Origin of the sequence: Ruegeria marina (genome assembly GCF_900101475.1) — a bacterium.
GTDB lineage: Bacteria > Pseudomonadota > Alphaproteobacteria > Rhodobacterales > Rhodobacteraceae > Ruegeria_B > Ruegeria_B marina.
The window spans coordinates 38,043-50,601 of the sequence record NZ_FMZV01000014.1; the positions used below are offsets into that span (position 1 = coordinate 38,043).

At 61.9% G+C, this 12,559-nt stretch carries 10 protein-coding genes; 3 read left to right on the top strand and 7 right to left on the bottom strand.

Annotated features, from left to right (window positions below; translation table 11 throughout):
- The first annotated feature begins 47 nt into the window (after positions 1-47).
- Positions 48-1,403, top strand: a complete 1,356-nt coding sequence (gene hemN / locus BLT75_RS17380) for an oxygen-independent coproporphyrinogen III oxidase (protein WP_093034704.1) — start codon at positions 48-50, stop codon at positions 1,401-1,403.
- A 254-nt stretch (positions 1,404-1,657) separates the two neighbouring features.
- Entirely contained in the window at positions 1,658-3,586 is a 1,929-nt protein-coding gene (locus BLT75_RS17385; protein WP_093034707.1) for an elongation factor G, read from the top strand.
- 47 nt (positions 3,587-3,633) lie between these two features.
- On the opposite strand, the gene BLT75_RS17390 is transcribed toward BLT75_RS17385, so the two are convergent.
- From BLT75_RS17390 to BLT75_RS17410, 5 genes are all read right to left on the bottom strand, one after another.
- On the bottom strand, positions 3,634-5,214 hold the full coding sequence (locus BLT75_RS17390) for an ABC transporter ATP-binding protein (RefSeq protein WP_093034710.1): 1,581 nt from the start codon (positions 5,212-5,214) through the stop codon (positions 3,634-3,636).
- Positions 5,211-6,317, bottom strand: coding sequence for an ABC transporter permease (locus BLT75_RS17395; protein WP_093034714.1), 1,107 nt, complete (start codon positions 6,315-6,317; stop codon positions 5,211-5,213). The genes BLT75_RS17390 and BLT75_RS17395 overlap by 4 nt, the downstream gene beginning before the upstream one ends.
- 3 nt (positions 6,318-6,320) lie before the next feature.
- Complete coding sequence (locus BLT75_RS17400; RefSeq protein WP_093034717.1) at positions 6,321-7,412, bottom strand: microcin C ABC transporter permease YejB; 1,092 nt, start codon at positions 7,410-7,412, stop codon at positions 6,321-6,323.
- Positions 7,413-7,421: 9 nt separating this feature from the next.
- The gene (locus BLT75_RS17405; RefSeq protein WP_093034720.1) at positions 7,422-9,323 is read right to left on the bottom strand and encodes an extracellular solute-binding protein; all 1,902 of its coding nucleotides are present in this window, start codon (positions 9,321-9,323) and stop codon (positions 7,422-7,424) included.
- Positions 9,324-9,502: 179 nt separating this feature from the next.
- Positions 9,503-10,009 (bottom strand): c-type cytochrome, encoded by a 507-nt coding sequence (locus tag BLT75_RS17410; RefSeq protein ID WP_093034724.1) that lies wholly within the window; start codon positions 10,007-10,009, stop codon positions 9,503-9,505.
- A 119-nt stretch (positions 10,010-10,128) separates the two neighbouring features.
- Here BLT75_RS17410 and BLT75_RS17415 point away from each other — a divergent pair, with 119 nt between their 5' ends.
- Positions 10,129-10,962 carry a prephenate dehydratase gene (locus BLT75_RS17415; RefSeq protein ID WP_093034728.1) on the top strand — a complete coding sequence of 278 codons (834 nt, stop codon included), beginning with the start codon at positions 10,129-10,131 and terminating at the stop codon, positions 10,960-10,962.
- Between the two features lie 4 nt (positions 10,963-10,966).
- Here BLT75_RS17415 and BLT75_RS17420 read toward each other — a convergent pair whose 3' ends face one another.
- Both BLT75_RS17420 and nudC read right to left on the bottom strand, forming a co-directional pair.
- Positions 10,967-11,437, bottom strand: coding sequence for an SRPBCC family protein (locus BLT75_RS17420; protein ID WP_093034731.1), 471 nt, complete (start codon positions 11,435-11,437; stop codon positions 10,967-10,969).
- A 39-nt stretch (positions 11,438-11,476) separates the two neighbouring features.
- Complete coding sequence (nudC, locus tag BLT75_RS17425) at positions 11,477-12,460, bottom strand: NAD(+) diphosphatase (RefSeq protein ID WP_093034734.1); 984 nt, start codon at positions 12,458-12,460, stop codon at positions 11,477-11,479.
- Between the last annotated feature and the right edge of the window lie 99 nt (positions 12,461-12,559).

Consider the following 12,559-nt stretch of genomic DNA (forward strand, 5'->3'; position numbering starts at 1 on the left):
GATCTGGGTCAAGGTCCATCCTGGACCGCTCACTTAAGCCTACTTCCATGACAGCGAAATCTCAATTGGCCCGACTCGGACTTTTTGACGCGAAAGTACCGAGATATACGAGTTACCCCACCGCGCCTCATTTCAGCAATGACGTGGGCGCAAGTGATTTTGGCGACTGGATCGGGGCGATTCCACCGGGAAGCGCGATTTCGCTTTATGTGCATGTGCCTTTCTGCCGAAGGCTTTGCTGGTTCTGCGCCTGCCGGACCCAGGGCACCAAGACCGACAATCCCGTCATTGCTTACGTGGATACGCTCAAGGAAGAATTGGCATTGCTCGCCCGCCGCCTGCCAGCGGATGTCCGCCTGTCACGATTGCATTGGGGCGGCGGTACTCCGACACTTCTCCGCCCGGAGTTGATGCGCGATCTTGCACGCGTCATTTTCGACGTCGTGCCGCTGGGGTCCGATGCCGAGTTTTCCGTGGAAATCGACCCCAATGAAATCGACGAGGCCAGATTGGACGCGCTGGCCGAGGCAGGCATGAACCGCGCCTCGATAGGGGTGCAGGATTTCGATGAGGAAATCCAGAAGACGATCGGCCGTATCCAGGGCTACGACGTGACGCGCCGGGCTGCAGAAATGATCCGTGCGCGTGGGATCCGGAGCCTGAATGCCGACATTCTCTATGGTCTGCCGCATCAGACCCGCGGCCGGATGACCGAAAGCGTCCAGAAGCTGCTGTCGCTCAATCCCGACAGGGTCGCGCTGTATGGCTATGCGCATGTGCCGTGGATGTCCAAGCGCCAACAGCTGATTCCCTCGGATGCATTGCCCACACCGGAACAGCGGCTCGACCTGTTCGATACCGCGCGGCGACTGTTTCTGTGGGACAACTATGCCGAGATTGGGATCGACCATTTTGCAACCCAGGACGACGGGCTGACCAAGGCGCAGGCGCGCGGACAGCTCAGGCGCAATTTCCAGGGCTACACCGACGATCAGGCCGATGTTCTGATCGGCATCGGAGCCAGTTCGATCTCGAAGTTCCCACAAGGATATGCGCAGAATGCCCCCGCCACATCGGCACATGTAAACGCGATCCGTGCCGGTCGATTCTCGACGTCGCGTGGGCACCGGTTCAAGGGGCAGGATGTCCTGCGCGCGCGCCTGATCGAGGCGCTGATGTGCGATTTCCGAATCGACTCGACCGAAATCCTGCGGGACCACGACATCTCGGCCGACGAGTTGCGCCGCATGTTCCAGGACGCAAACAACATGTTCGAAGGCATTCTCAAGATCACGGAAGACGGGCTGTTCATTCCGCAGGAAGCCCGGCCCCTGACCCGCATGGTGGCACGCAGCTTCGACGCCTACGACCTCAGCAAGGCCGGGCACAGTTCGGCCATCTGATCCCAAGAAAGAGCCGGGTGGGTACATTCCTATCCCGCCCCGCAACCAACCAAGGGGGTTGACGGACAAACCCCCGATTTCACACACTTGGCACAAGGCAGGATTTTCCGGCGGTGCGCCCGCGCACCGAACTTGCGGAACATCCTGTCGCGAGGCAGGTGATAACCCGGAACAGGCAGGCGGACGCGGTACCGTTCGCAACGGGTCCTGTCGTGCAGCAAGACAGTATTGCAGCAATAAAAGGGACAGCCCCCATGCGCGTTTTCACCGTTCTCGGACCCACCCAATCGGGCAAGTCCACATTGGTCGAGGCCATCAGTCGCCTCGACAGCCGCCCCACAACATTCGACTTGTCCGGAACCGTGCACTTGCACGGTTTTTCTTACCTTGACGAGCCGTGGTGCGCGATTGACGTGGATGGGGGCGGCGATGCGCTGGCCTTTGCCGGCCCGGCCATGGCGATTTCCGATGCGGCGGTGATCGTGGTGCCGCCCGACCCGGATGCCGCCGTGCTTTGCGCCCCCTATCTGCGGTTGGTCGAAGAAGCGGGTATCCCGTCCATCCTCTTCATCAACAGGATGGACAATCCCAACGGACGCATCCGCGATATCGTGGCGACCTTGCAGGGTTATTGCAGCCATCACATCACCCTGCGTCAGGTGCCCATCCGCGATGGCGACCAGATCGTGGGCGCGGTGGATCTGATCTCGGAACGGGCCTGGCAGTATCGCGAAGGCCAGCCATCGGCGCTGATCGAAATACCGGGCTCGGCCATGGAGCGGGAACAGGAGGCACGCGCCGAACTGCTCGAAGCATTGTCGGATTACGACGATCACCTGCTTGAACAACTGATCGAGGACAAGCAGCCACCCAGTGCGGAGATCTACGATCTGGCGGCCAAGGTCCTGCAGAACCACCAGTTGATCCCCGCCTATCTGGGTGCGGCGAGCCATGGCAACGGGCTGACGCGCATCATGAAGGCGCTGCGCCACGAGGCGCCTCAGTTCGATATTGCGGCCGGGCGCGACGCCGCTGGTGAAAAGGCCCGCGCCATCGCCGGATTTGCCGATGTCAAGAAACACATCGGCAAGATCGTCGTGCTGCGCGGTCTCGGAGAGGGAGTAAAGGCACATGAATCTCTGGGCGGCGAGTCCGTCGGCAGCCTGATGGATCTGGACGCGCGCAACCAGATCGGCGCGCTCGAAGCGGGCCGGATCGGGCTTGCGGTGAAATCCGATCACCTGTCGCCGGGCAATATCTACGACAGCGCCGGGGCGACCGAACTGCCGCATTGGGCGCGCAGCCACCCGCCTAGCCTCCGGCAATTGATTACCCCGGCCCATGAGCGCGACGATGCCCGGCTGTCATCGGCGCTGGCCCGGATGGAAGAGATCGACCCCGGACTGAGCCTGAGCGTAGACGAAGCCACCGGACATGCCATCCTGGGATGTCAGGGTCCGCAACACCTGCGCCGGGTCTCGGCAAAGCTGGCCGAGGATTTCGGAGTGGAGATCGTCGCTGAACCGGTCGATGCGGCTTACCGCGAAACGATCCAGAAGCCGGTAGAACACCACCATCGCCACCGCAAGCAATCGGGCGGGGCCGGTCAGTTCGCCGACGTGCTGATCTCGGTCGAACCGCTACCACGCGGCAGCGGGTTTCTCTTCAACGAGGTCGTCAAGGGCGGCGCGGTGCCAAGGAACTATATTCCCTCGGTTGCGCAGGGGGCCGAGGACGCGCTGGCGCAAGGGCCCGAAGGCTTCCCGGTGGTCGATTTGAAGGTGACGCTGAAGGACGGCAAGCACCACGCGGTGGACAGTTCCGACTATGCCTTCCGCACGGCGGGAAAGGCGGCAGTACGCGAGGCGCTGCCGCTGGCAAAACCCGTTGTCCTGCAACCGATCCTGCGCGCTGAAATCCACCTGCCATCGATTTTTGTCGGTGATCTCGTACCAACGATCAGTTCGCTTCAAGGGCAGGTCCTCGGCTTCGAAGCACATCCCAGCGCCACGGGTTGGGAGGTGTTCAACGCCCTGCTGCCAGCCGTGGCCGAAGACGAGTTGCACAGATCTCTGGCCAGTTCCACCCGAGGCACCGGTTGGGTGAAACTGAGCTTCGACCATTACGAGGAATTGCGCGGCCCCGTGCCGAAATCGGCAAAGGAACGCGCCGCAGCCGGATGATATAAGCTGTTCCGAAAGGCCCGGCGTTACTCCGGGCCTTTCAAAGGTCAGCCAGCCGCCGCAATCAGGGTGCGTGTATAGTCGGTCCGGGCGTTTTCGAACAGTGCCTCGGTCTCGCCGGTTTCGATCACGTCGCCTTGGCGCATTACGACAACCTTGTGCGACATCGCCCGCACGACCTTGAGGTCGTGGCTGATGAACAGGTAGGCCAGACCGTACTTGCGCTGCAAGTTGCGCAGCAGGTCCACGATCTGAACCTGCACCGTCATGTCGAGCGCGCTCGTCGGTTCGTCCAGCACCAAAAGCTTTGGCCGCAGCACCATCGCCCGCGCAATGGCGATCCGTTGGCGCTGGCCACCGGAAAACTCGTGCGGGTAACGATCCATCGTCGCCGGGTCCAGCCCGACTTCACGCATCACCTCGGTGACCAGTTCGCGCGGCGCACGTTGCGGGTCCACCTTGTGGATCGTCAGCCCCTCGGAAATGATCTGGGCGCAGGTCATGCGTGGGCTCAGGCTGCCGAACGGATCCTGAAAAACGATCTGCATGTCCTTGCGCAGGCGGCGCAATTCACGCGTGGACCAGCCGCGCACGTCCTCGCCACGAAAGGTAATGCCGCCCTCGGACCCAATCAGCCGCATGATGGCCAGCGCCAGCGTGGTCTTGCCCGAACCGCTTTCGCCCACGATCCCCAGCGTTTCGCCCGCGCGGACGGAGATCGAGGCGTCGTTCACCGCCTTTACATGACCCACGGTCCGTTTCAGGAATCCGCGCTGGATTGGGAACCACACCCGCAGGTTCCGGGTGCTCACGATTTCCTCGGCGCTCCGAGAAACCGGATCTGGCCTGCCCGAAGGCTCCGCCGCCAGCAGCTTGCGCGTATAGGGGTGCCGGGGGTTTGCAAATATCTCGGCGGTCGGGCCGGTTTCCACGATCTCGCCCGCTTTCATCACGCAGACCCGGTCGGCGATCCGCCGCACGATGCCGAGGTCATGGGTGATGAAGAGCATTCCCATGTTCTCGGATTTCTGCAAATCCGCCAGCAGTTCCAGGATCTGCGCCTGTATGGTGACATCCAGCGCGGTGGTCGGTTCATCGGCGATCAGGATGTCGGGCTTGTTTGCCAGCGCCATGGCGATCATCACCCGCTGCCGCTGCCCGCCGCTCAACTGATGCGGATAGGCATCCAGACGGGTCTCCGGGTCGCGGATCCCGACCTTGACCAGCAACTCCAGAATACGCACCCGCGCCGCCTCGCCCGCCAGCCCCTGATGCAACGCCAGCGATTCCGCCATCTGTTTCTGGATGGTGTGCAGCGGGTTGAGCGAGGTCATCGGCTCCTGGAAGATGAAGCTGATGTCGTTGCCGCGCACATCCATCAGCCGCTGTTCGCTGGCGCCGATCATCTCCTGCCCGTCATAGGTGACAGAGCCTTCGACGATGGCGCTGTCTCCCAAAAGCGACACGGTCGACAGGGCAGAGACCGACTTGCCCGATCCGCTTTCGCCTACCAAGGCCACCGTCTCGCCGCGGTTGACCGAGAAGGAGACGCCGCGCACTGCCTGGCTGATCCGGCCATCCTGGCGGAACGAGACCCTCAGATCTTTCACCTCGAGAAGTGCGCTCATGAAAAGGTCTTTCTCGGGTCGAAGGCGTCGCGCACGCCTTCGAAGATGAAGACCAGGAGCGACAGCATGATGGCAAAGGTGAAAAACGCCGTGAAGGCCAGCCAGGGCGCTTGCAGGTTCTGCTTGGCCTGCAAGGTCAACTCGCCCAGCGAGGGCGCCGAGGACGGCAGGCCGAAGCCGAGAAAGTCGAGCGAGGCCAGACCGCCGATGGAGCCTGTGACCAGAAACGGCAGAATGGTGACCGTCGCGACCATCGCGTTGGGCAGCATGTGGCGGAACATGATGGTCCAGTCGCTGACGCCCAGCGCCCGCGCCGCGCGCACATATTCCAGGTTCCGGGCGCGCAGGAATTCTGCCCGCACGACGCCCACCAGCGCGGTCCAGCCGAAGATGATCGAGATGATGACCAGCATCCAGAAACTGCGCTGGAAGATCGAGAACATGATGATGATCACGTAAAGCCCCGGCGTGGCCCCCCAGATCTCGATCACCCGCTGCATGATCAGATCAAGCCTGCCGCCGAAAAACCCCTGCAACGCCCCGGCGATCACGCCTATGACGCTGGAGGCGGCGGTGACGATCAACGCAAACAGGATCGACAGGCGGAACCCGTAGATCACGCGCGCCACGACGTCCCGCTTGGTGTCATCGGTGCCCAGCCAGTTCTGCCCGTTGGGCGGCAGCGGCGCCGCGCCCGGCCGGTCCACCGTGGTACGAAAGGAATAGGGGATCGGCGGCCAGATGGCCCAACCCTCGTGAAAGTCGTCGGCCTGATAGGTGCCGGCCTCGATCTCTTCGATGATCCCCTCGGGATCGTCGAAACACTCTTCCATTCCACCGCTGGCGATCAGGCATTGCACCTCGGGGTCGCGATAGATTGCCTCGGTCTGGAAATCGCCACCAAAGGCGGTTTCGGGATAGAAGGAAAAGATCGGCATCCGCAACTCGCCGCGATAGCTGACGACAATCGGTTTGTCGTTGGCGAGAAACTCGGCAAAGAGCGAGATCCCGAACAGGACCGAGAACACGATCAGTGACCAGAAGGCGCGGCGATTTCGGCGAAAATTGTTCCAGCGGCGCTGGTTCAGCGGCGACAGGCGCATGGATCAGCCCTCCCGCCGTTCAAAGTCGATCCGGGGATCGACCAGCACATAGGTCAGGTCCGACAGGATGCCGACCAAGAGACCGATCAGGCCGAACACGAAAAGCGTGCCGAACATCACCGGATAGTCGCGCGCCACCGTCGCCTCGAACCCCAATCGCCCCAGACCGTCGAGCGAAAAGATCGTCTCGATGATCAGCGAGCCCCCCAGGAAAACCGACAGAAACACCGCCGGAAAGCCCGAGATCACGATCAGCATCGCGTTGCGGAACACATGACCATACAGCACTCGGCTTTCGCTCAGCCCCTTGGCGCGGGCCGTAATCACGTATTGCTTCTTGATCTCGTCGAGAAAGCTGTTCTTGGTCAGCAGGGTCAGCGTGGTGAAGGCGCCGATGGTATAGGCGGTCAGCGGCAGGGCGATGTGCCAGAGATAGTCCAGCACCTTGCCGATCAGCGACAGGTCGGCGAAATCGTCCGATGTCAGGCCGCGCAACGGGAAGATCTGCCAGTAACTGCCACCGGCGAACAGCACCAATAGCAGGATGGCGAACAGGAACCCCGGGATCGCATAGGCCGCTATGATCAGCCCGCTCGTCCAGGTGTCAAACCGTGACCCGTCGCGCACCGCCTTGCGGATGCCCAGCGGGATCGAGATGGCATAGGCGATCAGCGTCGACCACAGGCCCAGCGTGATCGAAACCGGCATTTTCTCCAGCACCAGGTCGACGACGTCGATCTTGCGGAAATAGCTCTCGCCGAAATCGAGATGCAGATAGTTCCAGAGCATCAGCAAGAACCGTTCATGCGCCGGCTTGTCCAGCCCGTAAAGCTCCTCCAGCTCCTTGATGAACTCCGGCGGCAGGCCGCGGGCCCCGATGTAGCGGTCGTTGACCGCATTGGTCTGAGTGTTCAGCTGCGCATCGTTACCCTGCCCGGCAAAGCTCTCGAACACGTCGCCGCCGCCCTGCAACTGGGCGATGGCCTGATCCACCGGACCGCCCGGAACGAATTGCACCAGAACGAAGTTGACCAGCATGATCCCGAGCAGCGTCGGGATCACCAGCAGCAATCGTCTGAGGATATAGGCGCCCATCTAGCCGGATTACCTCAGCGCGCCCGAGGATTTCAGCGCGGCAGCACGGTCGGCGTCGATCCACCACAGATCCTCGATACCCAGCGCATAGGGCGGCAGGTTCTGAGGGTAGGAATACATGTCCCAATAGGCCACCCAGTATTTGCCCAGGTACCAGGTCGGCACCATGATCCGCTTGGCCCGCAACACACGGTCCAAGGCCCGTACATTCGCCTGCAACTCCTCGGTGGTCTTGGCCGCGACGATCCCGTCGATCAGCGGCTCGATGTCCGGCCCGTGCACGCCCGACGGGTTGAACACCGAATAGGCCGCGGCCTCGGCTCCGAACTGCTGATAGAGCCCGGTCGAAGGTTGCAGCGACATCGGGTAGCCGCCCACGATCATGTCGAAATCACGGTCGCGCCGCCGCAGGGTGAATTGCGCGTCATCCACCCTGTTGTAGAGGGCGTCGATGCCCATGACCTTGAGGTTGTCGACAAAGGGCTGGATGATCCGGTCAAGCGTCGGTTCGTCGGACAGGAACTCGATCCTGAGCGTCTCGCCCGAGGCATTGCGACGCACGCCGTCGCTGCCGACAGTCCAGCCGGCCTCGTCCAGCAGCTTCATCGCGCGGCGCAGGTTCTTGCGGTCGTTCTGGCGGTCCGGGCTGGAGCTGTGGGCGCTGACCGGCTCCTCGTTCAGCACGGCGGGATCAAGCGCGTCACCCAGCGCTTCGAGCACCTCTCGCTCGCGCCCTTCTGGCAGGCCGGTCGCTTCGAGCGGGGTGCCTTGCCAGAAGGAATGCCGCTGCTGGAACAGCCCGTATTGCAGGCTCTCGTTGGTCCATTCGAAGTTGAACGCCAACTGCACCGCCGCGCGCACGCGAATGTCCTGAAACTGCGGCCGGTCCATGTTCATCACGAAACCGCTGGCATTGGGCACATCACCATCGACCAGTTCAGCCTTGACCACATGGCCCTTGGCAATGGCCGGGAAATCATAGGCGGTGGCCCAGCTTTTGGAGTTGTTTTCCTGCCGCAGCGTGTAGTTCCCGGCCTTGAACCCCTCCATCGCGGCAATCGTGTCGGTGTAATACTCGACCCGGATCGTGTCGTAATTGTTGCGCCCGACGTTCACGTTCAGATGCGCACCCCAGTAATCGGGATTGCGGCGGTAGGTGATGCGCCGGTTGATGTCGAAACTTTCCAGGACATAAGGCGCCGAGCCGATACCCTGTTCCAGCCGCGGTTCGTCCAGGCGGCGGTTTTCCGGATCGGCCATGAACCACGCCTTGGAAAAGATCGGCGTGCCGCCCACTTGTGTGATCAGCGCCCGGCGCGGAATGTCGGGCGCGAAATGGAACTTCACCCGGTGGCTATCCAGCGCCTCGGCCTTGGGGATACGTTTTCTGACCGCATCGGCATAGGATTTCAGCCCCTGTTCCAGCAGGATCTCGTGACTGAACACCACGTCCTCAGCGGTGATCGGCGTGCCGTCGGAAAACCGCGCCTCGGGCCGGATGTTGAAGATCACCCAATCCTGGCTTTCGGGATATTCCAGGCTTTCGGCCACCAGCCCGTAATACGACGCCGGTTCGTCGTAGGATGGAAAAAGAAGCGACTCGTACTGGTCCGCCGACCGCGCCGCCGCGCGTCCCTTGCGGGTGAACGGGTTGAGGTTATCGAAGGTGCCGATCGCGGCATAGCTCAACTCGCCGCCCTTGGGCGCATCGGGGTTCACATAGTCGAAATGCGCGAAGCCTTCAGGGTACTTGAGGTCGCCGAATTCCGCAAACCCATGGCTCTTGATGATCGTCTCCTGGGCGCGGGCAAATCCGGCCAGCGCCAACAGGACGATCCCGGCAAGCAGCAGCATCACACCTGGCCGGAAATCCAATGCTTTGGCACGGGTCGCGGCACGGGGGGATTTCATCGGGCTCTTCCTCCGGTTTGGGTTGGCATGTCCGCCAATCTTGTTTCCGATAGCTAATGGCCCCGCAAGGGGACTTGCAAGTTTAGATTAGGTGAACCGTTCGTGAAGTCAGCCCCGGCAAACGAAAAAGGCCGCTGCACGGTGGCAGCGGCCTTGATCTGTAAGAGTTTTGCCTCGGCTCAGCTGCCGGTGCTTTGCAGATAGGCGATCAGGTTCACCCGGTCGCCGATCTTGTTCAGGCCCGAAAAGCTCATCGAGGTACCCGGAACGGCAGCCGACGGCTTGGCCAGGAATTCATTCAGCGCTTCGGGCGTCCAGTCGCCGCCGTGCGCCTGCATGGCGCCGGAATAGCCAAACCCTGCGACCGAGGCCACCGCGCGGCCAACTACTCCGTCGAGGTGCGGGCCGGTGGCATCTTCGCCATTCAACTTGTGGCAAGCGGCGCATTTCTTGAAGACGTTCTTGCCCTTTTCGGCATCGGCCGAAGCCATCAGCTCTTCAAAGCTGACGGTTTCTTCTTCACCGCCCGATTCTTCGGCTTCTGCAACTTCGATTGCATAGGCGGGCTCGTCGCCGTGGCCGCCAACATGATAGACCGTCTCGGCGGCCCACTTGGCGAGAAGAAGCGCCAGGAAAGCGCCGAACAGGCCGGCAGCGGCCTTGGTAACTGTCATCGTGTCGAACATTGATCGCGAGTCCATTTCAGCTGTCTGCGCGGCTGTCTAAGGCTTCCCCTCGCAAGAGGCAAGGTATAGACACCGCGACCAAACGCCCAAAATGTAACTTGTTGCACGGAAACGACCCCATGACCCATCGCATCGCCTTCCAGGGAGAGCCCGGCGCCTATAGTCACGAGGCCTGCCGCAACGCCCGCCCCGAGATGGAAGCGCTGCCTTGCCGTACGTTCGAAGACGTGATCGAAGCCGTGCGTTCCGGCGAGGCCGAGCTTGCGATGCTGCCGGTCGAGAACACGACTTATGGCAGGGTCGCCGATATTCACCGGCTGTTGCCGCACAGCGGATTGCACATCATCGACGAAGCTTTTGTGCGCGTGCACATCAACCTGTTGGGTGTGCCGGGTGCGAAACTGCAAGATATCCGCGAGGCGCATTCGCATCTTGTGCTGCTGCCTCAGTGTTCCGGTTTTCTGAAGAAGCATGACATCACCGGCCGGGTCAGCCCGGACAATGCCCGCGCCGCCCGTGAAGTGGCCGAACGGGGCGACAAGAGCCATGCCGCGCTGGCCAGCGAACTGGCCGGAGAGATCTATGGTCTGAACGTGCTCGCCCGCCATGTCGAGGACACCGACAACAACACCACCCGGTTTCTTGTAATGTCCCGCGAGGGCGACGAATCGCGGCGCGGCGATTTCGGCATGATCACCAGTTTCGTCTTCGAAGTGCGCAGCATTCCGGCTGCGCTCTACAAGGCTCTGGGCGGGTTCGCGACAAATGGCGTGAACATGACCAAGCTGGAAAGCTACATGCTGGACGGTTCGTTTTCGGCAACCCAGTTCTATGCCGACATCATGGGACATCCCGACGATGCCAACGTCGCGTTGGCGATGGAGGAACTCAACCACTTCACCACGAATGTCGAAATTCTGGGGGTCTATCCCGCGGCCCGGCCCCGCGCCTGAGGGATCACGCGCGGGCGCGGGCGCACCGGTCTTCCATTTCTTTGGCGAATTCGGCCATGCGGAGCTTGAACCGGCGCGTCAGGTTCTTCTTCGCCAGCTTCAGGGATTGCAGGAACAGTCGCGCCGAAAGAGACTTTGCGCCCAGTTCGACCCCCAGGCTCAGCCGCGTCCTGCGCGGAGACAGCGCCAGCAACTCGATTGTCACGATCGAATCGATGTTCTTGCTGTGCCCTTCAAAGCGCATCAGTTGCGGTGGCTCGAACTGTGTCAGCACCACGTGCATCTCTCGGGGCCGCCCGCGCAGATTGAACCGCGTGTCCCAGGCCATGCCCGCGCCGACCGGTGCATCCTGATCGACCCGCTGAACCTCTACGCCACGGCGAATGGCCGAGCGTTCGAAGCTCTCGAATTCCGATAGAATGGCGAATACCTCGGCGACCGGCGCTTCGATGTCTTCCTTGCTGGAAAATTCCATGACAACCCTGACTTGTTGAGCGTTGACCCGACTGTCCCTTTAATCAAGTGTATCCGCAAGCCAGTTCTGCAACAGGAAGTGCGCAATGGCGCCCTTGCGGGCAGGTTTGATGCGGTCATGCTCACCTGCAAAAACCTGCATCATTTCGCTGCGACCGACCCAGATTGCATCCTCCAGTTCCGCAGGGTCGACCCGGATGTCACGCGCCAACGCTTCGCCGCGGCACCCCATCATCAACGAAGCGGGGAAAGGCCAGGGCTGGCTGGCCAGATAGTCGACCCGGCCGACCGGTATGCCTGCTTCTTCCAGGACTTCCCGACGGACAGCCGACTCCAGCGTCTCTCCCGGTTCGACAAATCCCGCAAGCAGCGAATACATGCCCTCGGGCCAGCCGGGAGACCGGCCCATCAGCACGTCATCCCCATTGGTGATCAGCATGATGACCACGGGATCGGTGCGCGGGAAATGCTGCCCGCCACAGGCGGGGCAGCTGCGTTGCCATCCGCTTTGCACCATTTCGCTGCGCTCCCCGCAACGGGCGCAGAACTGGTGCGACAAGTGCCATCCCGAAATGGCCTTGGCGGTTGCGGCGAGTTCCGCCTCGCGCGGGGTGAGCCGGGTCATCACCCTGCGCAATTCCACAAAGACCTCTCCGGGCGGCAGGTCGGGATGTTGTTGTTCCGACTTGTCAAAGAACGCGCCGACGCTGGCTGTATCCAGTCCTACGGCCTGCCAATTGGAAATGTCATGTCCGAACACGGCTGCGCCGTCGTCGTCCAGCCCCAGAAAGACGGGGCTGTCGGTATTGCCGCCGGGACCGCTCTGGATCAACTGATGTCCAAGCGGCACCCAGGCCAACCGGTCCAGCCCATCGCCCCCCAACAGCAGCTTGCCGCGCCACATCAGCAGGCAGCGTGCGGCGGCGTCCGAAGCCAGCCGGTCCAGGGCAGCAGGATCTCCGCGCAAATGAGCAGCCCTGTCCAGCCCGGAACTTCCGAAAGTCACCGATTCCGCCCGTTTCATTTTCGCCCCCTGTGTTCCTGTCGCCAGAGGCGTGCCACGTGAGATGGTCCAAATCAATCTCGTCGGCAAAGCTGACGCGCATTCGATGCAGCACTGACA